This is a genomic window from Falsiroseomonas oleicola, assembly GCF_019029495.1.
GTDB classification, from domain to species: Bacteria; Pseudomonadota; Alphaproteobacteria; order Acetobacterales; family Acetobacteraceae; genus Falsiroseomonas; species Falsiroseomonas oleicola.
On sequence record NZ_JAERQM010000009.1, the window covers coordinates 146,212 to 165,973 of the forward strand.

Here is a 19,762-nt window from a genome sequence, read left to right on the forward strand (position 1 = left end):
GGACAGGAAAGAGCGCGCGCGTGGATGTGGCGGTGGAGGCGATCGGATTGGTCGCCGGCGCGATGACGACCTCGGCCTTCATTCCGCAGGCCTGGAAGACGTGGCGCAGCGGGTCCGCGCGGGATTTTTCCCTGGCCCTGCTGGTGTTGCTGGTTTTGGGCAACACGCTGTGGTTCGGCTACGGCGTGATGAAGGGCTCCACCGGGCTGGTGGTGGCCAATCTCATCACCGTGCCGCTGACCTGCTTCATCTTGTGGGTGAAGCTGCGGCGGGGCTGAATTCACAAAAAAGCCCCGCCGAAGCGGGGCTTTCCAGCATCGCCCAGCTCCGCCCGAAGGTCAGGCCAGGGCAGCCACGGCCGCGTCGCGGGTCGGGTGGATCGCCAGGATCTTGTCGAAGCCGCTGATCTCCAGCACTTCGCGCACGGGGGCCTGCGGCGAGGCCACGGCGAAGCTGCCGCCGATGGCCTTGGCCTGCTTGGCGGCCTTCAGCAGCACGCGCAGCCCGGCCGAGGAGACATAATGCACCTCCGCCAGATCGGCCACCACCTTGGCGCCACCCTCCATCAGGGCGAGCAGCTTCGTCTCCGCGGCGGGGGCGGTGGCGGTGTCGAGGCGGCCCGTCAGGGCGGCGACCTTCACGCCCTTGTCGGTGCTTTCCGAAATATCCATGAAGCCTGTCCTGTCCTGAGCTCGCGTCTACGGGTTGTCTTAGACCATCGGCGCGTAGCGCGCGATCTGCGCATAGATTTCCCGGATGGCATCCGCCAGGGACCGGTTCAATTCCTCAAGATCGGCCACCGCGTCGATGCGCGCCTGCACCCGGTCCAGCTCCTGGGTCGACAGGATCAGGGAGAACAGGCCGCCGGCGCGGCACAGGCCGATCAGCATCGAATCGCGCGGGTCGGGGATGTCGTCCTGGAACAGCACGCCCATGATGCGGGCCTTCACCTCCCGCTCCTCCTTGTCGGAGATCACCGGGTAGCGGCGCTCGGGGAAGACCCAGAGGAAGCGGCCTTCGACACGCTTGAGGATGCCCTTGGAAACCAGCCGCTCGAACAGCGCGTCGCGGTATTCGTCGGCATCCGCCGCCAGCGTCTCGATCCAGTGGCGGCTGTCACCGGCCTGCGGCGCGGCGACGATCTGCGCCAAGGCGCGATCCAGCAGCGCATCGCCGGTCGGCGCGGGGTTCACCACATAGAGGCGGGTCGGGTCGGTATCGATGCGGCCGGCCAGTGCCAGTTCGGCGAGCACGGCGCCGGCCACGGCGTAGTCGCCGGAGGGGGCCGCGCGCTCCTGCAAGCGCCCGCTTTCGTCATCGAGCATCAGGAGGAGGATTTCCTCCGGCATCGTCAAGGACATGGCGTCACAAGGCTCCCTGGCCACAAGCCGGATGTCGGCTCCGGCGGGCGCCAGGGAAGCGCGCGGCGGGGGTGAAGTCAACGTAACTGCCCGCCATCATTCGCCTTGCAGCGCCGCCTCCCGCTCCGCGGCCTGGAGGAAGGCGGCGAGGCCGTCCCGGACCACCTGGGGGTCCAGGTCGCGCAGGATGAAGACGAGCCGGGAACGGCGCGGCGTGCCCTCCGGCCAGGCGGGCAGGCGGGTGGGTGGGTGGAACAGGTGCTGCACGCCATGGATCACCACCGGCCGCGATTCGCCCACCAGATCCAGCAGGCCCTTCATGCGCAGCACCGAAGTGCCACGCGTCATCGCCAGCATCTCCAGCCAACTGGCGAGGCCCGTCCAGGGCAGGGGCTTCTCGAATTCCAGGCACAGGGCCTGGATGCGCGGGTCGTGCCGATTGCGGTCGTGATGATGGTGGTGGTGATGGCCATGCGGCGCTGCCGCGCCGATCCAGGCGGCGACATCCGGCAGCTTGGACGTGGTGTCATAGGCGCCGGCATCCAGCAGCGCCGCCGCCGGCACTTCGCCGGCGATGGCGGGCAGGATCGGCGCGGTGGGGTTCAGCATCAGCAGCCGGTCGGTCAGCGCCGCCACCGCATCCGGCGGCGCCAGGTCCACCTTGCTGAGCACGATGCGGTCGGCGACGGCGGCCTGGCGCAGCGCCTCCTCCTGGCTGTCCAGCGTCGCCATGCCGGTCGCGGCATCGACCAGGGTCACCACGCCATCCAGAACGAATCGCTGCGCCATGCGCGGATCGGCCATCAGCGTGTGCAGGATGGGGGCGGGGTCGGCGAGGCCGGTGGTCTCCACCACCACCCGCGCCACCACCTGTCCCGCCAGCACCCGGTCCCAGATGCCGTCCAGCGCCGTCAGCAGGTCGCCGCGGATGGTGCAGCAGAGGCAGCCAGCATTCAGCAGCACGGTGTCGCCATCCAGCCGTTCCACCAGCAGATGGTCCAGGCCGATCTCGCCGAACTCATTGATGAGCACGGCGGTATTGGCCATGGCCGGCTGCTTGAGCAGGGCGTTCAGCAGCGTGGTCTTGCCGGCGCCGAGGAAGCCGGTCAGCAGGGTGACGGGGATCGGGCCGCTCATCCGTGGCTGTGCCCGTGATGGGAACCGTACAGCGCCTCCGGGTCCATCAACGGCTCGGCGATCACCGCCAGCTCGCCGTCGCGCATGGCGCGGAAGAAGCAGTTGCGGCGGCCGGTGTGGCAGGCGACGCCGTGCTGCTCGACCAGCGCCAGCAGCGTGTCGCCATCGCAATCCAGCCGAAGCTCGACCAGCTTCTGGATCTGGCCGGAGGTCTCGCCCTTGCGCCAGAGCCCCTGGCGGGAACGGCTGTAGTAGCAGACCCGGCCGGTGGCCAGCGTCTCCTCCACCGCCTCCCGGTTCATCCAGGCCATCATCAGCACTTCCCCCGTATCATGCTGCTGCGCGATGCAGGCGACGAGGCCGCGCGGGTCGAAGCGCACGGCTTCCACCAGCTTGTGGGCGTTCAGGGTGACAGGCTGGGTGGGTGTGTCGGTCATGGGAAGGCATTATATGGGAGGCGAGGGGGCCGCACAGCGCCCCCGCCAAGGAGATTCAGCGATGGCGGAGGCGAAGGACGACCAGCGGCTGGAAGCCCAGTTGGACCAGGCCGCCGCGACCTGCCAGCGCCACGGCGCCCAACTGACGGAATTGCGCCGCCAGGTGCTGCGGCTGGTGCTGCAATCGGGGCAGCCCATCGGCGCCTATGCGCTGCTGGACCAGCTGCGCGGTGCCCGGCGCGGCGCGGCGCCGCCCACCGTCTATCGGGCGCTGGATTTCCTGCTGGCCCAGGGGCTGATCCACAAGGTGGAGCGGTTGAACGCCTTCATCGGCTGCGACGAGGCCGGGCATGGCCATGCCCATGGGCCGGAGCATCCCCACCAGTTCCTGATCTGCGGCCGATGCGGCAGCACGGCGGAAATCTGCGACCCCGCCACCCTGGCCGCACTCAAGGCCGCCGCCGCGCGCCAGGGCTTCGTGCCGCATCGGACCATGGTGGAGATGGAGGGTCTTTGCGCCCGTTGCGTCGCAGCAACCGCCGATGCGAATGTAACGGCAGCTTAATCGACCCTGGCGGGACTGGCATTCGGGACGTTCGTGCTCAATTACCTTGAATTGAGAACGTTGCATCCTTGTTCCGGTCTGGCAGAAGCCGCTCATGAACCATGGTCTCGACGTGCCCGATGGCCGGGCGGCTGCGCTGCGGCTGCTGCGAGAGCTCCGTCAAGTGGATGCGCGCACCGGCGTGCGGAACAGCCGGATCGCCTTCGATGTGGCATTGCTGTTCTATGAGGCCAGCCTGGGCGTGGTGCAGGAAGCGGCGCTCTCGGTCGATCAGCTCGCCGCCAGCAGCGGCTATAGCGGCCCGACCGTGCGCCTGGTTTTGAAGCGTCTGCTCGAAGCCGGCACCGTCCAACCGGCGCGCCGCATCGGCAAGACCCAACTCTATGCCATGACGCCGGCGGGGCTGGCGGGCTTCGCCGGCTATGTCACCGCGATCCTGGCCTTCCGGGCACCCTGAAGCCTTGGGCACCCTGAGGCCTTGGGCGCCCTGAAGCTTCGGGCGCCCGGCGGCCATATCTATTGCGGCAGCAGCGCGAGGCCCTGTTCGAGGTCGGCGATGATATCCGCCACCTCCTCCAGCCCGATATGCAGCCGCACGGCCTGGCCCGGCAGTTCGGGCGTGACCTTGCGCACCAGCATGCCATTGGTCGGCAGCGCCAGGCATTCATAGCCACCCCAGCTCGCGCCGATGCCGAACAGCTTCAGGCCGTCGACGAAGCGGAACACCTCCGCCTCCGTGTAGCGCGGCTGGAAGACGATGCCGAACAGCGAGCAGCCGCCATCGAAGTCGCGCTTCCACAGATCATGCCCCGGCGCGCCGGGCAGGGCGGGGTGGCGCACCTCCAGCACCTCCGGCCGCTTCGCCAGCCAGGCCGCGACCTGGAGCGAGCTTTCCGTCTGGTGCTTCAGCCGCACCGGCATGGTCCGCACGCCGCGCAGCGCCAGCCAGCAATCATCCGGGCTGGCGTAATGGCCGAGTGCCGAGGCCATGCCGCGGACGAGGTGGTGGTGTTCCTGCGTCGCCACGGTGACGGAGCCCAGCAGGATGTCCGAATGCCCGCCGACATATTTCGTCAGCGCCTGGATCGAGACATCGCAGCCATGGGCGAAGGGCTGGAAGCTGTGGATGCCCCAGGTGTTGTCGATCATGCTGATGGCGCCGTGGCGCTTGGCCACCGCGTTCAGCGCCGGCACGTCCTGCACCTCGAAGGTGTGGCTGCCGGGGCTTTCCAGGTAGAGAACCCTGGTGTTGGGGGTCCAGAGCTTCTCCAGCCCCTCGGCATCGATGCAGGGGTCGTAGAACTGCGTCTCGATGCCCCAGCCGGGCAGCACATTTTCCGCCAGGTTGCGCGCCGGGCCATAGACGCTGTCGGGCATCAGGCAGCGGTCGCCGGCCTTCAGCCAGGCCATCAGCGGCACGGTCACGGCGGACAGGCCGGTGCCAGTGATGGTGCAATGCGTGCCGCCCTCGATCTCGGCGACCACATCCTCCAGCTGCCAATGGGTCGGGCCGCCCTGGGTGCCATAGGTCATCACCCGCTCGAAGCGACGCTTCCCATTCTCCCGCCGCACCTCGCAGGAGGGGGAGGTGACGGTGGAGCCGCGATGCACCGGCGGGTTGACGAAGCCGAGCGCGCGGATCGGCGGCCGCGCCGCATGCGACATGCGGGTGGCGAAGGCATGCTTCTTCTCGCCGGCGGCGGGAACATCGTCGGGCATCAGCTTACGTCCTTGGGGGTTTCCGGGCGGCTCGCCCATTCGGTCCAGGAGCCGTCATAGACGGCGGGTTCGGGCAGGCCGGCGCGCAACGCACCCAGCGCCACGACGCAGGCGGTGACGCCCGTGCCGCAGGAGGTGACGATCGGCCGGCTGTCATCGGCGCCGCGCTCGGCGAACAGCGCCTGCAGCGTCGCCACATCCTTCATCACGCCATCCGGCCCGACCAGGTCGGCGGCCGGCAGGGATTTCGCGCCGGGCATGTGGCCGGAGGGCAGGCCGGGGCGCGGTTCCGGCGCCGTGCCGTCGAAGCGGGCCTTGGACCGCGCATCGAGGATCAGCGCTTCCCCACCGCCCTGGCGCACGATGCGCTTGATGTCGCCGATGCCGGCCAGGCGGCGGGCGATCAGGTCGGCGACGAAGGTGGCGGAGGTTTTCGGGGTGGCATCGCCGGTCTCGACCGGCCGACCCTCCCGCTGCCACTTGAGCAACCCGCCATCCAGCACCGCCGCCTTCTCATGCCCGAACAGCCGCATCATCCACCAGCCGCGCGGGGAGGCGCGCAGCCCGTGCTGGTCGTAGAAGACCACGCGCGTGTCATTGCCGATGCCGAGCGCGCCCATCAGCTTCTCGAACCGCGCCGGCGTCGGGATCATATGCGGCAGGCTGCTGTCGGGATCGGCGATCTGGTCGATGTTGAACAGCAATGCGCCGGGGATATGCGCCTTGCGAAAACCGTCCGGCGCATTGCCCTGTTCATTCGGCAGATAGGTGGTGCAGTCCAGCACGACGAGGTCGGGCTTGCCGAGCTCGGCCGCCAGCCAGTCCGTGGATACCAGCAATTCCATGGCCTTCACTCCGGCAGGATGATGTGGATGCGGCGGTTCTGGCGGCCCTTGCTCTCCAGCTTGGAGACCTCCACCCGCCCGATCTCCCCGGTGCTGCGCACATGGGTGCCGCCGCAGGGTTGCAGGTCCACGGGCGCGCCTTCCGGCCCGATGCGCACCAGCCGGATGCGCCCGGCGCCACGCGGCGGCTGCACGGACAGGGTGCGGACCATCTGCGGATTGGCGTCCAGCTCGGCTTCGGTGATCCAGCTCGTGCCGGTCGGATGGTCGGCGGCGACCAGGGCGGCGAGCTGTTCGGTGAACCATTCCTTGGCGGGCGGGTCGGGCAGGTCGAAGTCCAGGCGGGACTTCTCGGCGCCGATCTGGTTGCCGGTGGCGTAGATGCCGGGCAGCACGCTGCACAGCAGGTGCAGGGTGGTGTGCATGCGCATGTGCCGGTGGCGGCGCGCCCAGTCGAGGCTGGCCAGCACCTCCGCCCCCACGGGCGGCAGGGCCGCGCCGGGGGCGAGCGTGTGCAGGATGGCACCGGCCTCGCCCTTGACGGCCTCGGCCACCACAGCCTCCCCGCCCTCCCAGCGCAGCATGCCGGAATCGCCGGGCTGGCCGCCGCTGCGGGCGTAGAAGACGGTGCGGTCCAGCACCACGCCGCGTTCATCGGCGGCGATCACGCGGGCCGGGGTTTCGCGCAGATAGGCGTCCTCGGTGAAAAGCGGCTCGGTCGTCATCAGTCTTTCCATTGCTCGCGCAGCCTGGCGCGGTTCACCTGAAGCCACAGCAGGGCCAGGGCCGCCGGTGCGTTCTGGATGCGGTTGTCGGCCACCATGCGGAAGGCTTCCTCCGCCGGCAGCAGCAGCACCCTGGTTTCCTCATGCTCGGTGGCCAGGCCATGGGTGCTGGCGGTGGCATCGGCCAGGTCGACCCGGGCGCAGTGGAAATGCACCACCTCGTCGCAGCCGCCCTGCATGAGCTGGAAGCGGCCGATGGTCTCCACCGCGCGGGCGGCAAGCCCGGCCTCCTCCGCCAATTCGCGGGTGGCGCAGGCCACCGGATCCTCGCCCGCCTCCAGCAGCCCGGCTGGGCATTCCGTCATCACCGGCGGCAGGCCGGCCGCCAGAGCCGGCAGGCGGAACTGCTCGATCATGGCGATTCGGTCGGTCGCGGGGTCATAGGGCAGGATCAGCACGCCCTGGCCGCGGCGCCACAGCTCCCAGGTCAGGATGCCGGAAGGCGTGCCGTCGAAGCGGGCATAACGGAAGCGCACGCGCTGCAGGGCGAAGCGCTGGCCCCAGACCACCTCATCCTCCAGCACCTCCAGCCCCGGCCAGGGCGGGATGGGCGGGGCCTTCTTGTGGCGCGGTGGCGTTTCGGGGGGCGGGGGCGGGCTGGCGCTCATGCCCGGCCGACCCTACCCTTGGGCATCAGGAACGTCCATGTCCCGCATCCCATCCCTTCCGATCATCCCTCCCGTACCTTCGGCACTCGCCGCCGCACGGCGCCGCGGCATCCTTCTGGTGCTGGGCGCCTCGGCCGCCTTCGTCGTCTCCGCCGCGCTGGTGAAGTCGATCGGGCCGACGATTCCGCTGCCGCAGATCATCCTGTTCCGCAATTTCTTCGCCCTGCCGCTGCTGCTGCTGATGGTGATGCAGGCCGGCGGCTTCCATCTGCTGCGCACCAGGCTGCCCTGGCGCCATGTGGAGCGCACCTTCTGGGGCATGTGGGGGATGATCGGCGCCTTCCACGGCTTCGTGTACCTGCCGCTGGCGACCGCGACGGCGCTGGGCTTCACCATGCCGCTGTTCCTGACCGCGCTGTCCACCGTGCTGCTGGGGGAGAAGGTGGGCTGGCGCCGCTGGTCCGCCGTGGTGGTCGGCTTCGCCGGGGTGCTGCTGATGGTCCGGCCCGGCTTCGGCGGCGCCGCGCTGCCGGTGTTCAGCGTCGGCCTGGTGCTGCTGGGCGCGCTGGGCTGGGCCATGGCGATGATCAGCATCCGCCGGATGGGGGAGGCCGGGGAGCCCGGCGTGTCCATCGTCTTCTGGTTCGCCATCTGCTCCGCCACCGTCGCCGGGCTCGCCACCATCCCGGTCTGGGTCACGCCCTCGCCGCGCGAATGGCTGCTGCTGGCGGGCATCGGCTGCGTCTCGGCCGTCGCGCAATTGCTGATGACGGCGGCCTATCGCCGCGGGGAGACGACGCTGCTGGCGCCCTTCGAGTATTCTGGCCTGATCTGGACCATGATGGTGGGCATCCTGCTCTGGTCCGAATGGCCGGATGGCTACGAACTGGCGGGCTTCGGCGTGCTGGTCGGCGCCGGCCTGTATATCTGGCGGCGCGAGGTGCTGCGGGCGGCGGAGGCGCGGCGATGACCGAGCCCTTCGATCCGCGCGCTCATCGCATGATCGCCGAACAGCGATGGTTCGAGGATTTCCGGCTCGGCGAGCGCTTCCCCTTGCCCAGCCGCACCATGACCAGCGCCGTCTTCCTGGCCTTCCAGGCGGCCAGCGGCGACAACCACCCGATCCATTACGACCGGGACTACTGCCGCGCCCATGGCCTGCCGGACATGCTGGCGCATGGCTACCAGGTGGCGATCCAGACCGCCGCCGGGGCCGGTATCTTCCCGCATCTGGTGCAGGAGTCGCTGAAGGCCTTTCTCGAACAGTCCAGCCGCTTCCTGCACCCTGTCTTCCTCGACGACACGGTCTATCCCTGCCTGGAGGTCGATGAGCTGACGCCCAATCGCAGCACGGGCGTGGTCGGGCTGCGCAGCACGGTGCACAACCAGAAGGGCGTGCTGGTGCTGGAAGGGCGGCATCGCTATCTGCTGCGGAAGCGACCTTGACAGGCTGCGGAAATTCGCGGGGAAAGCCCTGCTAAGCCTCACCCAGAAGCTGCGCCACGCGCCGCGTCGCGGCATGCCCCGGATGGGCACGGCGCAGCACCGCCAGATGCGCCGCGGCGGCGGTGCGGTTGCCGTCGCGCAGCGCCGCTTCCGCCAGGTGCTGCTGCGCCAGCGGGTGGTCGGGCACCGCGCGCACCGCCGCACGGAAGGCATTGCGGGCGGGGCCTGTCTCGCCCAGCCGCTCATGCAGGCGGCCGGCCGTGACATGCTGGTCCGCCTCGCGCTGCGCCGACTGCCGCAGTTGGTCTTCCAGCACCTCCATCGCAGCCTCCAGCGCCGCGGTGCGGTCGATGGCGGGCGGGCCTGGTGGCGGCGGGGCGACATCGGCCAGTGGGGCGAGGGGGGCGAAGAGGCTCGGCTGATCGGGGAACCAGCGCTGGCGCACCGCCTCATTCGCCGAGGCGAAGCGCGCCAGGAAGGCGGCGGCCTCGGCGGGGTGCGGCTGCCAGCCGCGGCCGGGCAGGGTGTCCGACACCGCGCCGGTGAAGCGGCGCCAGAGCAGGGAGGAAGCGGTCAGCCCCTCCGGCCGCGCCTTCAGCCGCTCCCCCATCGCGCGCAGCAGGTCGATGGCGGCGGGGGTGACGGAGAGGTTGCTCTGCCGGTCGGGATGGTCGGGCGGCACGGTCAGCGGCGCCTCGCACAGCGCCAGGAAATCATCCACCGCATCGCCATTAACCAGCCGGGCGCGGTCGAAGATGCGCACCACCATCGACTCCGCGCCGAACACATGCGCCCAGATGTCGAGCAGCCTTCCATAGTCGTAATGCGGCAGCCGGTCCGGCCCCTGCTGCGGCAGGGCCGGCGCCTTGATGGCGGCGACGCGCAGCGCCTGGGTGTAGCTGCTGGCCACATGCTGGTCCTGCCGCCGCAGATAGATGACCACGCGGATGCGCGCCGCAAAGGGCGCCAGCAGGTCACGCAGCCGGCCCACCTCCTCCTCCGTCGTCAGCAGCCCGCCGCACTGCTCGGCGGAGAGGACCACCAGCCGCGTGCTCGCCGGCAGCCCCGCCATTTCCGCCGCGAAATCGCGACGGAACTGCGCCAGCCGCGCCTCCGCCCCGATCCCGTCCCACAGCGCCGGATTGAAGTGACCCAGCCGCGACAGCGGCACCAGCGAGGCCGGCAGCATGCCGTGATTGGCCCAGCCGGGGGAGGTCGGATAGCAGATGCCCAGCTTTGCCAGCGCCGGGCGCTGCCCGCCCAGCACCCGCTGGATGGAGGAGGTGCCGGTCTTCGACTGGCCGATATGGACGATGAATTCGGGTTTCACGGCGTCTTCTTGAATCAGAGCGTCTTCTTGAACCAGACCCGCGCATGGCCCGCCGGCATGCCGTCCAGCCGGCCGAATTCCGCATAGCCGTTGCGCAGCCAGAAATCCGGTGCCTGGAAGCTGAAGGTGTCCGTATAGGCCTGGCCGCAGCCGCGTTCGCGGGCGATGCGTTCCGCCCGCATCAGCAGCTCGGAGCCGACGCCCTTGCCGCGCAGCTCCCGCGACAGCCACATCCAATCGACGAACAGCCAGCCCCAGAAGGTCAGGCCGAGCAACCCGCCGCGCACGGTGCCGTCCGGCGAGCGTGCCAGCAGTGTCACCGGCTCCCGGTCATAGGGGCCGCCCATTTCCTGGTTGAAGGTGTGCAGCCCGCGCTGGATGGCGGCGACGGCATCGAGTTCCGGGAAATTGTCCTCATGGATCTCGACGCCCGCATCAGGCCGCATGATCTGCGGAACGGACTCATTCCCCGGCTTTGGCGCGTCCTCTACCCCATCGGCCATGCGGTGCCGCTCCTTGTGACGTGTTGCGGCGCGGCAAATGGCCACATCGCGCGGTGGCTGGAAAGACCTGGATTGCGCAACGGGCCAGAGCTCAGCGCGGCCGCAGCGCCATCAGCGCCTGGGCCAGCGCCCGCATCTCCGCAGCCGCGACCGATCTGGGCGCGGATTCGGTCACGCCGAGGCCGCTGGCAAAGGCCTGGGCGATGCCGGTGCGGTTGCCGATCGCCGGCTCCAGCCGGGTCAGCTTGCGGCTGTGCAGCTCCGCCAGGATCTGCGCCAGAAGCTTGCCGCTGGCGGGCGCGCGGTTCAGGGCGATGGCGGCCGGGCGTTTTTCGCCACGCGCGAGGTCCAGGGTGGCATCCATGGCCCAGAGATCGGCGGAGGAGGGCTGCAAGGGAACCAGCACCAGGTCGGCATTGCGGATGGCGATGCGGGCATCGGTATCCGCATGGGGTGGCGTGTCCAGCAGCACGACGTCCTGGCTACCGCGCAGCTTGTCCAGGCTGGCCGGCAGACGCCAGCCGGCCGGCGCTTCCAGATGCAAAGGCAGCGCCCGCGCCCCGGCCGAGGCGCGCTCGGTGCCCCAGCGGGTCAGCGTCTGCTGCGGATCGGTGTCCAGCAGCGCGACCTTCATCCCAAGGCTCGCCAGGGCGGTGGCGAGATTGGCGCTGAGGGTCGACTTGCCCGCGCCACCCTTGCGCTGCGCGACGGCGACGACGAAGGCCATGCCCACGACTCCAGACCAGTTGCAGTCTCAGTCTACCAGCAAGTCACGAGAAGGTCCCGATCGCCCAACGGGGCGTGTAGAGGCCGTGGGCAGCCTCAGCGACGATCCGGCCTGGCGACATCCGGAATGGGGCTCTGGCCGAAATTGCTCGCGCCCTCGCTGCCCTGGGGCAGCCTTTGGCCGGGCACCTGCGGCGCGGGCATCGTCCGATGGCCCGCCGGCGGCTCTGTGCTGGGGGCGTGCTGTGGCGGCGTGCCGACCCCCACGGGCGGACGCGGTTCCGCCTGCCGGGCCGGGGCGCCGCGGCGCGGGTCGGAGGGAGGGCCGGCGCGATCGCCCGGCAACTCGGTGCGCGGCGGCACGGCGCTGGCGGCGGGTTCGCGGTCGAGCTGCTGCGCCGCGGCGGAGGCCAGCGGCAGCATCAGGGCGGGGAGCAGGAGAAGGCGAAGGGAATGGCGCATGGGACGCTAGCGCCAGGCGGCGATGAGGGTTCGCGGTGGCCACGCCGATTTGCCCCAGGCGGCGGCGCTTTTGCCGGGCACCCGATGTAGCCTCGGCGGCATGGACCTTCCGCCCGAACTCCTCACCCCCGCCGAGATGGCCCGCGCCGATGCCGCCGCCATCGCCGGCGGCATCCCCGGCCTGACGCTGATGGAGGCCGCCGGCCGCGCGGTGGCCCGCGCCGTGCTGCGCCGCTTCCGGCCGGTGCGGGTGCTGGTGCTGGCCGGCCCCGGCAATAATGGCGGGGATGGCTACGTGGCCGCGCGGCTGCTGGAGGAGGCCGGCTGGCCGGTGGCTGTCGCCGCGCTCGCGCCGCCCAGCCCCGGCAGCGACGCTGCCGCCGTCGCCGCCCGCTGGCGTGGCCGGATGGCGCCCTTCACGGAGGCGGAGGTGGTCCGCGCCGGCCTGGTGCTGGATGCGGTCTTCGGCGCCGGCCTGTCGAAGCCGGTGGCGGGGCGGGTGGCGGCGGTGCTGGGCGCGGCGCGGGCGCCGGTCGTCGCGGTGGATGTGCCCTCCGGCCTCGATGGCGCGACCGGGGCGGCGCGGGGTTTCGTGGCCTCCGCCGCGCTGACCGTCACCTTCTTCCGCCTCAAGCCCGGCCATCTGCTGCTGCCGGGCCGGGCGCTGTGCGGGGAGGTGGTGCTGGCCGATATCGGGCTGCCCGCCGCCGTGCTTGGCGCCATCGCGCCCCAGGCCTTTCGCAACGGGCCGGCGCTGTGGCGCTTGCCGATGCCCGGTGCGGATGACCACAAATATGCGCGCGGCCATGTCGCCGTGGTGGCCGGGCCGGCGATGACCGGCGCCGCGCGTCTGGTCGCCGCCGCCGCCCGCCGCGCCGGGGCCGGGCTGCTGACCCTGCTCGCCCAGGATGCCGCGACGGCGGCCGTGCTGCGCGCCGGCGATCCCGGCGCCATGGTGAGCGAGGCCGGGGCGGCCACGCTGCGGGAGGATGCGCGCATCGGCACCTGGGTGATCGGCCCCGGCCTGCCGCCCGATGCCACGACGCGGGCGATGCTGCGGGAGACGGTGGCCGCCGGGCGCCAGGTGGTGGCCGATGCCGGCGCGCTGCGGGCCGCGACCGGCGACCCCGCCGCGCTCGCAGGCTGCGCCGTGCTGACGCCCCATGCCGGCGAATTCGCCGCCGTCTTTGGCGCGCCCGGCGAGGACCGTCTGGCCGCGGTGCGCGCGGCGGCGCGGGCCACCGGGGCGGTGGTGCTGCTGAAGGGCGCCGACACGCTGGTCGCCGCGCCGGATGGCCGCGTCGCCATCAATCACAATGCGCCACCCTGGCTCGCCAGCGGTGGAACGGGCGATGTGCTGGCCGGCATCATCGCCGGGCTGCTGGCCCAGGGCATGCCGCGTTTCGAGGCCGCCGCCTGCGCCTGCCACCTGCACGGCGCCGCCGCCGCGCTGGCGGGCAGGGGGCTGCTGGCGGAGGATCTGCCGGCCCATCTCCCAACTGTTCTTTCGTCCTTTGGGCCGCACCATGCCGGCGATGTTGCTCGACGGCCGGGCGCCTCTCGGGCATCATCCGTGAAACATGCTGAAAGGAAGCGTGATGTCTGACGTTGCTGCCCCGCCCGGCCTGATCGACCGCGCGCTGCGGCGCGTCACCTCGCTCTGGCGGGATATCGCCTCCTCCGCCCCGGATGGGGAGGAGGGTTTTGGGCCACAGATGCGGGCCTGTCTCGATGCCAAGGGCGGCGAGGTTTCGGCCCGGTCCCGCGCCGCGCGGCTGGCGCAGAGCTATCTGGCGGCGGATGAGGCGGCGCGCGGCGACTTCCTGCGTGCCCTCGCCAGCTTCGATTCCGACGCCACGGCCGTGACCGCGGCCTGGGAACAGGTGGCCTCGGCGCCGGATGCCGAGGCCCGCGCCACCGCCAAGGCCAAGCTGCGCCGGGTGCTGGAGCCGCCGCGGCTGCGGCTGATGACGCAGTTCACCACCATCCCGGACGGCGTGAAGTTCCTGGTGGAGCTGCGCGCCGACCTGATGGCGCGGATGCGCGGCGATGCCATGCTCCAGGCGCTGGAGGCCGACCTGCGCAACCTGCTGGCCAGCTGGTTCGACGTCGGCTTCCTGGAACTGCGCCGTATCGACTGGTCCTCCCCGGCTGAGCTGCTGGAGAAGCTGGTGGGCTATGAGGCGGTGCACCGCATCCGCACCTGGCGCGACCTGAAGAACCGCCTGGATTCCGACCGCCGCTGCTACGCCTTCTTCCACCCGCGCATGCCGAAGGAACCGCTGATCTTCGTCGAGATCGCGCTGGTGGAGGGCATGGCGGCCAGCGTGCAGGGGCTGCTGGACGAGAAGGCGCCGCTGCTCGACCCGCGCCAGGCCGATACGGCCGTGTTCTATTCCATCAACAACTGCCAGCGCGGGCTGGACGGAATCTCCTTCGGCAACTTCCTCATCAAGCGGGTGGTGGAGGTGCTGGGCGCGGAATTCGGCAACCTGAACTGCTTCGCCACCCTCTCCCCCATCCCCGGCTTCCGGAGCTGGCTGGAGGCGCGGCTGGAGGCGGCCGATACGACGCTGCTGACGGAGGAGGAGGCGCAGGCGCTGCGCGCGATCGCCCCGGCGGAGACAGCCATCGCCGCCCCCGGCGCCGACCCGGCCGATGCCACGTCGGAAACCCCCGCCCAGACGCTGCGCCGGCTGATCGCCCGGCGCGGCTGGGCGCGGGTGGAGGGCACGGCGAAGCTGCTGGAGCCGATCCTGACCCGCGCCTGCGCCCGCTACCTGCTGGCGGAATCCGGCCGCGACGGCAAGCGCGCGCGCGACCCGGTGGCGCATTTCCACCTGTCCAATGGCGCCCGCGTCGAACGGCTGAACTGGCGCGGCGATACCTCCGACAAGGGGTTCCGGGAGGCCTGCGGGCTGATGGTGAACTACCGCTACGACCCGGCGAAGATCGAGACCTACCACGAGGAGTATGCGGGGGAGGGCAAGCGCGCCGCGTCGCCTGCCATCCGCAAGCTGGCCAAGGGATTTCTGTGACCCCGGCTTGAGTGAGGCGCGCGCCGCTGCGAGGATCGACCGGTAGATAAAGACCGGGTGGAAGCTGTTGCAGGGATCAGGGGCGCGCGGCGTGCTCGGCGTGCCGGATGTGCGGCGCATCGTGCTGGTGGGGCTGCTGGTCTCCATCGCCCGCTGGCTGGAGATGCTGGTGATCGGCGTGGTGGTCTGGCAGCAGACGAACTCGGCCTTCCTCGTCGCCATGATGACGCTGCTGCGACTGCTGCCGATGGGGTTGTTCGGCGCCTTCCTCGGCGTCGCGGCGGACCGGGTGCAGCGGCGCTCCGCGCTGCTGGCGATGCTTGTGGTGCAGGGTTGCCTGGCCGCGTCGCTGGCGGCGCTCGCGCTGTCGGGGGTGCTGGCAGTCTGGCATCTGGGCCTCGCCAGCTTCATCTCGGGTATCGTCTGGGCCGCCGACAATCCGGTGCGGCGGATGATGCTGGGGGAGGTGGTGGGCGCCAGCCGCATGGCGCGCGCCGTCTCCATCGACGTGGTCGCGAACAATGCCAGTCGCATCGCCGGGCCGGCGGTGGGCGGCACCATCCTGGCCGCGGCGGGGCTTGGCCCGGCCTTCCTGCTCTGCGCGGCGATGTATGTGCTGGCGGTGCTGGCGGCGTTGCGCCTGTCGCATCGCTCCGTGATCCAGCCGCCGCGCGGCGGCGTGCTGCGCGACATGCAGGCGAGCTTCGGCCTGGTTCTGCGCACGCCGGGCATGGCAGGCGTGATGATCGTGACGCTGATCTTCAACCTGTTCGGCTGGCCCGTCTCCTCCATGATCCCGGTGATCGGGCAGGAACAGCTCCGGCTGGGGCCGGAGGGGGTCGGGCTGCTGGCGGGGATGGATGGGCTGGGTGCGTTGCTGGGGGCGCTGCTGCTCGTGCCGCTGGTGCGGCCGGCCTGGTACCGGGCCATCTACGTCGGCGGCACCGCGCTGTATTGCGGCATGTTCGTGATCTTCGCCGCCATCACGGCGGCGATTCCGGCGGCGCTGGCGTTGCTGCTGGTGGGCATCGGCAGCGCCGCCTTCGCGGCGATGCAGGCAACGCTGGTCTACACCACCGCGCCACCCGAATTGCGGTCCCGTGCGCTCGGCGTGCTTTCGGCCTGCATCGGGCTCGGGCTGGTGGGCTTCCTGCATCTCGGCCTGATGGCGCAATGGCTGGGCGCGCCGGCCGCCACGATGGTGATCGGACTGGAAGGCATCTGCGCGCTGGTGCTGACGCGGCGGTGGTGGCGGGCTGGGTAGCGGCCATCCGGCTTCCATTCAAAATTATCGCGATGTGACAACATGGTGACGCCATCGCGCCAACGTGATTTCCGGACGCCAGAACCGGCCCTCGTCAGGGAATGGGCGATGGTCCCCGCCTGCCCCGGCGCCTAAGGTGGCGCCACGGGCCATACTGCTGGCGACCGGGCCTTCCCCCTGCGCATCACTGCGCGGCCCAGCCGGCAAACGATGTCAGGACGACATGACTTACGCCGTGGCGCGCTTTCCCATTGTCGGCATCGGCGCCTCGGCGGGGGGCGTCGAGGCGTTGCAGTCCTTCTTCCGCGCGATGAAGCAGCCCTCGCCCATGGCCTTCATCGTGGTCACGCATCTGGCGCGCGGCCGGCTGAGCGCGTTGCCCGGCATCCTCGCGGATTGCACCGACCAGCCGATCATCCCGGCGGAGGACGATCAGAAGGTGGAGCCGGGACATACCTATGTCCTGCAGCAGAATGCGATCATCACGATCGAAGGCGGTCGCATCGTGCTGCGGCCACAGCCGGCCGAGCGTCGGCGTGAACATCATCCGATCGATGTCTTCCTGTCCTCCCTGGCGGAGGATCAGCAGCATGGCGCGATTGGCGTCGTGCTGTCCGGCAGTGGCAGCGACGGGACGCTGGGGCTGAAGGCCATCAAGACCGCGGGCGGCCTGACCATGGTCCAGGGCAGCAACGGCACCTCCCCGCAATATGACGACATGCCGCATAGCGCGATCGGCGCCGGGGTGGTCGATCTGGTGGTCCCGGCGGAACATATGCTGGCGCGGCTCGCGGAACTTGCGGAGGGGTTCGACGACCCCAGCCGTGAACAGCTCAGCGGTGCGGCGAGTGCCGCCGCCCATGCCACCATCGCCGGCATCCTGATGGCCAGCGTCGGGCATGATTTCTCCGGCTACAAGGACCGCACCTTCTTTCGCCGCGTGCACCGCCGCATCCATGTGCTGCGCCTGCCGAGCCTGGAGGCCTATATCGCCAAGCTGCGGGCCGACCCGGAGGAGGCGCGCCGCCTGTTCCAGGACCTGCTGATCGGCGTCACCAGCTTCTATCGCGATCCCGCCGCCTTCACCGTCCTGGCGGAGCGTGTGATCCCACGGCTGTTCGAGGGCCACAGGCCGGATGAGGCCGTGCGGATCTGGGTGCCCGGCTGCTCCACGGGTGAGGAGGCCTATTCCCTGGCGATCCTGCTGCGGGAGCATATGGATGCGAATCCGGGAGGACCCCGCGCCCAGATCTTCGCCACCGATATCGACGAGGCCGCGCTCGCCGTGGCACGCCGTGGCCGCTACCCCGCGGCGCTGCTGGCCAGCCTGACTCCGGCGCGGCTGGCACGGCACTTCGTCGAGGATGGCGCCTGCTTCGCCGTGGCCAAGCCGCTGCGCGACCTTTGCGTCTTCTCGGCGCACAACCTCATCAACGATCCGCCGTTTTCCCGGATCGACCTGATCTCCTGCCGCAACCTGATGATCTATCTGGGCACCGCCTTGCAGGACCGTGTGATTCCGCTGTTCCACTACGCGCTGCGGCCCGGCGGCTTCCTGTTCCTTGGCATTGCCGAGACCATCGCGCGGCATGCAGATCACTTCACGGCGGATGACAAGGCGCATCGCATCTACCGTCGCCGGGATGCGATCGCCGCCGGTGGCCCGGCCCTGCGGCTGCTGGCCCATGCGCCGGGTACCGCGCGCATCTGGCCGCCCCGCATCGCCGCGCGCCCGGTCGCCGGCGCGCGCGGGACGGAGCTGCGCCAGGCGGTGGAGGCGCTGGTGCTGGACCAGTTCGCGCCGCCGCATGTGGTGGTCAATCGCGATGGCGACGTGCTGCACCAGTCGGCGCATCTCGGCCGTTACCTGGAGCCGGCGACCGGCCGGCCGAGCCGTCAGCTTCTGGCGATGGCCCGCCCGGGCCTGCGCTTCGTGCTGCGTGCGGCGCTGCGGGAGGCGATCGAGACCCAGGCACGGGTGATCCGCCCGTTGGTCGAGATCGAGGTGGAGCAACTGCGCATCAGCATCAGCCTGACCATCACGCCCCTGCCGATGCCGCTGCCCATGCCGGAGGCCGCGGACCGCCTGTTCATGGTGGTCTTCACCGAAATCCCCGCCGCGCCGCAGGCCCTGGTCCGCCCGGACGCGCCGCTGGAACAAGGCGGCACGCAGCGGCTGGAACGCGAATTGCGCGACACGCGCGAACGCCTGCAATCGACCAGCGAGGAATACGAGACCGCGACCGAGGAGCTGACCTCCGCCAATGAGGAAATGGTCTCGGTGAATGAGGAACTGCAATCCACCAATGAGGAGCTGGAAACCTCGAAGGAGGAGCTGCAATCGGTGAACGAGGAGCTGCGCGCCGCCAATACCGAGCTGTCCAGCAAGATCGACGAGCTGGACCGTGCCAATGGCGACCTGCGCAACCTGTTCGACAGCACCCAGATCGCCACGCTGTTCCTGGACCGTCATCTGGTGATCCGCAGCTTCACCCCGGCGGTGACCAGCATCTTCAACCTGGTCGCCGCCGATCGCGGCCGCCCCGTCACCGATTTCGCCAGCCAGCTCGACAAGGTGAACCTGCGGCGGGAGACACGGCAGGTGCTGGATGAGCGGGAGACGGTGGAGCGCCGCGTCACCGCGCGCGACGGCCAGGTGCACTACCTGATGCGCCTGCTGCCCTATCGCACGGCCGAGGGGCTGGTGGATGGCGTGGTGCTGACCTTCTTCGACGTGACCAAGGTGGTGGAAGGCGAGATCCTCGGCACGCTGGTGGATGAGCTGAACCACCGTGTGCGCAACATGCTGCAGGTGGTGCAGGCCGTCGCTTCCATCACCCTGCGCCGCACCGGGTCGCTCGACGAATTCCGCGCATCCTTCGGCGGGCGCATCAAGGCGCTGGCGCGGGCACATGAATTGCTGGCCGACCAGGGCTGGACCACGGTGGACCTGGAGGCGCTGGTGACGAAGGAGGTCTCCCCGCATGTCGATGGGGCCGACCGTGTCACCCTCAGCGGCGCGGCGGTGGCGCTGCGGCCGAAGGTGGCGCTGACGCTGGGCATGGTGCTGCATGAACTGGTGACCAATGCGGTGAAGCATGGTGCCCTGTCCGTGCCGCGGGGCGTGGTGCGGGTGGGCTGGAAGGTCGAGGGCGTGGCGCCGGCGGCGATGCTGCGCATCACCTGGACCGAAAGCGGCGGCCCCGCGACAGTCCCGGCACAGGGTGAGCAGCGCCGTGGCTTCGGGACGGAGCTGATGGGGCGCCTGCTGCACCACGATCTCGGCGGCGAGGTGAAGGTGGTGCTGGGCGATGGGGTTCGGGTGACGACGCTGGACCTGCCCCTGAACGGGGAGCCGGTGCCAGCCCTGCACGCGCTGGCAGGACCTCATGCCCCTGGCGCGAAGACGAATGGCGCCGGTGGTCCGCGAGAGACCGAGCCTAGGTTCAGGACTCACAACCAGAATAATATGACGGCGGCGAAGGCGCATGCGGAGAGGAAGATGTCGGGGCATCGATCGTAGCGGGTGGCGATAC

Annotated in this window: 21 protein-coding genes; 9 read left to right on the forward strand and 12 right to left on the reverse strand. The window is 70.3% G+C overall.

Annotation, left to right across the window (positions count from 1 at the left end):
- Window positions 1–20 precede the first annotated feature (20 nt).
- The gene (locus tag JJQ90_RS24000; RefSeq protein ID WP_216878814.1) at window positions 21–278 is read left to right on the forward strand and encodes a SemiSWEET family sugar transporter; all 258 of its coding nucleotides are present in this window, start codon (window positions 21–23) and stop codon (window positions 276–278) included.
- 60 nt (window positions 279–338) lie between these two features.
- Here the strand turns inward: JJQ90_RS24000 and JJQ90_RS24005 are convergent, their stop codons facing one another.
- The 4 genes from JJQ90_RS24005 to hisI form a co-directional block, all read right to left on the reverse strand.
- Window positions 339–671 (reverse strand): STAS domain-containing protein, encoded by a 333-nt coding sequence (locus JJQ90_RS24005; RefSeq protein WP_216878815.1) that lies wholly within the window; start codon window positions 669–671, stop codon window positions 339–341.
- A gap of 39 nt (window positions 672–710) precedes the next feature.
- Complete coding sequence (locus tag JJQ90_RS24010; RefSeq protein WP_216878816.1) at window positions 711–1,361, reverse strand: GOLPH3/VPS74 family protein; 651 nt, start codon at window positions 1,359–1,361, stop codon at window positions 711–713.
- A gap of 96 nt (window positions 1,362–1,457) precedes the next feature.
- The gene (locus JJQ90_RS24015; protein ID WP_216878817.1) at window positions 1,458–2,498 is read right to left on the reverse strand and encodes a CobW family GTP-binding protein; all 1,041 of its coding nucleotides are present in this window, start codon (window positions 2,496–2,498) and stop codon (window positions 1,458–1,460) included.
- A complete protein-coding gene (gene hisI / locus JJQ90_RS24020; protein ID WP_216878818.1) occupies window positions 2,495–2,935 on the reverse strand; it encodes a phosphoribosyl-AMP cyclohydrolase in 441 nt (146 codons plus the stop codon). The genes JJQ90_RS24015 and hisI overlap by 4 nt, the downstream gene beginning before the upstream one ends.
- A 61-nt stretch (window positions 2,936–2,996) precedes the next feature.
- On the opposite strand from hisI, the gene JJQ90_RS24025 reads away from it, so the two are divergent.
- A complete protein-coding gene (locus JJQ90_RS24025; RefSeq protein WP_216878819.1) occupies window positions 2,997–3,500 on the forward strand; it encodes a transcriptional repressor in 504 nt (167 codons plus the stop codon).
- A 94-nt stretch (window positions 3,501–3,594) separates the two neighbouring features.
- Complete coding sequence (locus JJQ90_RS24030; RefSeq protein ID WP_216878820.1) at window positions 3,595–3,957, forward strand: helix-turn-helix domain-containing protein; 363 nt, start codon at window positions 3,595–3,597, stop codon at window positions 3,955–3,957.
- 59 nt (window positions 3,958–4,016) lie between these two features.
- Here the strand turns inward: JJQ90_RS24030 and metC are convergent, their stop codons facing one another.
- Genes metC through JJQ90_RS24050 form a run of 4 tightly spaced genes read right to left on the reverse strand, consistent with a single transcriptional unit; the run spans window position 4,017 to window position 7,457 of the window.
- On the reverse strand, window positions 4,017–5,219 hold the full coding sequence (gene metC, locus JJQ90_RS24035) for a cystathionine beta-lyase (protein WP_216878821.1): 1,203 nt from the start codon (window positions 5,217–5,219) through the stop codon (window positions 4,017–4,019).
- Window positions 5,219–6,064 carry a sulfurtransferase gene (locus tag JJQ90_RS24040; RefSeq protein ID WP_216878822.1) on the reverse strand — a complete coding sequence of 282 codons (846 nt, stop codon included), beginning with the start codon at window positions 6,062–6,064 and terminating at the stop codon, window positions 5,219–5,221. Before JJQ90_RS24040 ends, metC begins: the two co-directional genes overlap by 1 nt.
- 5 nt (window positions 6,065–6,069) lie before the next feature.
- On the reverse strand, window positions 6,070–6,789 hold the full coding sequence (locus JJQ90_RS24045; RefSeq protein ID WP_230410940.1) for an alanyl-tRNA editing protein: 720 nt from the start codon (window positions 6,787–6,789) through the stop codon (window positions 6,070–6,072).
- Window positions 6,789–7,457, reverse strand: a complete 669-nt coding sequence (locus JJQ90_RS24050) for an NUDIX domain-containing protein (RefSeq protein ID WP_216878824.1) — start codon at window positions 7,455–7,457, stop codon at window positions 6,789–6,791. Before JJQ90_RS24050 ends, JJQ90_RS24045 begins: the two co-directional genes overlap by 1 nt.
- Window positions 7,458–7,494: 37 nt before the next feature.
- Between JJQ90_RS24050 and JJQ90_RS24055 the strand changes: the two genes are divergently transcribed.
- Together JJQ90_RS24055 and JJQ90_RS24060 are read left to right on the forward strand one after the other, a co-directional pair.
- A complete protein-coding gene (locus JJQ90_RS24055; protein WP_216878825.1) occupies window positions 7,495–8,427 on the forward strand; it encodes a DMT family transporter in 933 nt (310 codons plus the stop codon).
- Window positions 8,424–8,903, forward strand: coding sequence for a MaoC family dehydratase (locus JJQ90_RS24060; protein WP_216878826.1), 480 nt, complete (start codon window positions 8,424–8,426; stop codon window positions 8,901–8,903). Before JJQ90_RS24055 ends, JJQ90_RS24060 begins: the two co-directional genes overlap by 4 nt.
- Before the next feature lie 31 nt (window positions 8,904–8,934).
- On the opposite strand, the gene JJQ90_RS27560 is transcribed toward JJQ90_RS24060, so the two are convergent.
- The 4 genes from JJQ90_RS27560 to JJQ90_RS24080 form a co-directional block, all read right to left on the reverse strand.
- Window positions 8,935–10,233: a tetratricopeptide repeat protein gene (locus tag JJQ90_RS27560; protein ID WP_216878827.1), complete on the reverse strand. Its 1,299-nt coding sequence runs from the start codon at window positions 10,231–10,233 to the stop codon at window positions 8,935–8,937.
- Window positions 10,234–10,247: 14 nt separating this feature from the next.
- On the reverse strand, window positions 10,248–10,736 hold the full coding sequence (locus tag JJQ90_RS24070; RefSeq protein ID WP_216878828.1) for a GNAT family N-acetyltransferase: 489 nt from the start codon (window positions 10,734–10,736) through the stop codon (window positions 10,248–10,250).
- A 91-nt stretch (window positions 10,737–10,827) separates the two neighbouring features.
- The gene (parA, locus tag JJQ90_RS24075) at window positions 10,828–11,463 is read right to left on the reverse strand and encodes a ParA family partition ATPase (protein ID WP_216878829.1); all 636 of its coding nucleotides are present in this window, start codon (window positions 11,461–11,463) and stop codon (window positions 10,828–10,830) included.
- Between the two features lie 95 nt (window positions 11,464–11,558).
- Window positions 11,559–11,924 carry a hypothetical protein gene (locus JJQ90_RS24080; protein ID WP_216878830.1) on the reverse strand — a complete coding sequence of 122 codons (366 nt, stop codon included), beginning with the start codon at window positions 11,922–11,924 and terminating at the stop codon, window positions 11,559–11,561.
- Between the two features lie 100 nt (window positions 11,925–12,024).
- On the opposite strand from JJQ90_RS24080, the gene JJQ90_RS24085 reads away from it, so the two are divergent.
- The 4 genes from JJQ90_RS24085 to JJQ90_RS24100 all read left to right on the forward strand — a co-directional run bounded on the left by JJQ90_RS24085 (window position 12,025) and on the right by JJQ90_RS24100 (window position 19,749).
- Window positions 12,025–13,530, forward strand: coding sequence for an NAD(P)H-hydrate dehydratase (locus tag JJQ90_RS24085; protein ID WP_216878831.1), 1,506 nt, complete (start codon window positions 12,025–12,027; stop codon window positions 13,528–13,530).
- Complete coding sequence (locus tag JJQ90_RS24090) at window positions 13,523–14,962, forward strand: malonyl-CoA decarboxylase (RefSeq protein WP_216878832.1); 1,440 nt, start codon at window positions 13,523–13,525, stop codon at window positions 14,960–14,962. The genes JJQ90_RS24085 and JJQ90_RS24090 overlap by 8 nt, the downstream gene beginning before the upstream one ends.
- A 67-nt stretch (window positions 14,963–15,029) precedes the next feature.
- Window positions 15,030–16,226, forward strand: a complete 1,197-nt coding sequence (locus JJQ90_RS24095; RefSeq protein WP_216878833.1) for an MFS transporter — start codon at window positions 15,030–15,032, stop codon at window positions 16,224–16,226.
- Between the two features lie 223 nt (window positions 16,227–16,449).
- Window positions 16,450–19,749, forward strand: coding sequence for a CheR family methyltransferase (locus tag JJQ90_RS24100; RefSeq protein WP_216878834.1), 3,300 nt, complete (start codon window positions 16,450–16,452; stop codon window positions 19,747–19,749).
- Window positions 19,750–19,762: the final 13 nt, after the last annotated feature.

What these genes read in the sequence shown, in the direction of transcription:
- JJQ90_RS24015 (WP_216878817.1), bottom strand. Translation starts at nt 2,498, where the DNA reads ATGAGCGGCCCGATCCCCGTCACCCTGCTGACCGGCTTCCTCGGCGCC.
- JJQ90_RS24085 (WP_216878831.1), top strand. Translation starts at nt 12,025, where the DNA reads ATGGACCTTCCGCCCGAACTCCTCACCCCCGCCGAGATGGCCCGCGCC.
- JJQ90_RS24030 (WP_216878820.1), top strand. Translation starts at nt 3,595, where the DNA reads ATGAACCATGGTCTCGACGTGCCCGATGGCCGGGCGGCTGCGCTGCGG.
- JJQ90_RS24055 (WP_216878825.1), top strand. Translation starts at nt 7,495, where the DNA reads ATGTCCCGCATCCCATCCCTTCCGATCATCCCTCCCGTACCTTCGGCA.
- JJQ90_RS24010 (WP_216878816.1), bottom strand. Translation starts at nt 1,361, where the DNA reads ATGTCCTTGACGATGCCGGAGGAAATCCTCCTCCTGATGCTCGATGAC.
- parA (WP_216878829.1), bottom strand. Translation starts at nt 11,463, where the DNA reads ATGGCCTTCGTCGTCGCCGTCGCGCAGCGCAAGGGTGGCGCGGGCAAG.
- JJQ90_RS24100 (WP_216878834.1), top strand. Translation starts at nt 16,450, where the DNA reads ATGACTTACGCCGTGGCGCGCTTTCCCATTGTCGGCATCGGCGCCTCG.
- JJQ90_RS24040 (WP_216878822.1), bottom strand. Translation starts at nt 6,064, where the DNA reads ATGGAATTGCTGGTATCCACGGACTGGCTGGCGGCCGAGCTCGGCAAG.
- JJQ90_RS24080 (WP_216878830.1), bottom strand. Translation starts at nt 11,924, where the DNA reads ATGCGCCATTCCCTTCGCCTTCTCCTGCTCCCCGCCCTGATGCTGCCG.
- JJQ90_RS24045 (WP_230410940.1), bottom strand. Translation starts at nt 6,789, where the DNA reads ATGACGACCGAGCCGCTTTTCACCGAGGACGCCTATCTGCGCGAAACC.
- JJQ90_RS24060 (WP_216878826.1), top strand. Translation starts at nt 8,424, where the DNA reads ATGACCGAGCCCTTCGATCCGCGCGCTCATCGCATGATCGCCGAACAG.
- JJQ90_RS24070 (WP_216878828.1), bottom strand. Translation starts at nt 10,736, where the DNA reads ATGGCCGATGGGGTAGAGGACGCGCCAAAGCCGGGGAATGAGTCCGTT.
- JJQ90_RS24025 (WP_216878819.1), top strand. Translation starts at nt 2,997, where the DNA reads ATGGCGGAGGCGAAGGACGACCAGCGGCTGGAAGCCCAGTTGGACCAG.
- JJQ90_RS24090 (WP_216878832.1), top strand. Translation starts at nt 13,523, where the DNA reads ATGTCTGACGTTGCTGCCCCGCCCGGCCTGATCGACCGCGCGCTGCGG.
- metC (WP_216878821.1), bottom strand. Translation starts at nt 5,219, where the DNA reads ATGCCCGACGATGTTCCCGCCGCCGGCGAGAAGAAGCATGCCTTCGCC.
- JJQ90_RS24050 (WP_216878824.1), bottom strand. Translation starts at nt 7,457, where the DNA reads ATGAGCGCCAGCCCGCCCCCGCCCCCCGAAACGCCACCGCGCCACAAG.
- JJQ90_RS24005 (WP_216878815.1), bottom strand. Translation starts at nt 671, where the DNA reads ATGGATATTTCGGAAAGCACCGACAAGGGCGTGAAGGTCGCCGCCCTG.
- hisI (WP_216878818.1), bottom strand. Translation starts at nt 2,935, where the DNA reads ATGACCGACACACCCACCCAGCCTGTCACCCTGAACGCCCACAAGCTG.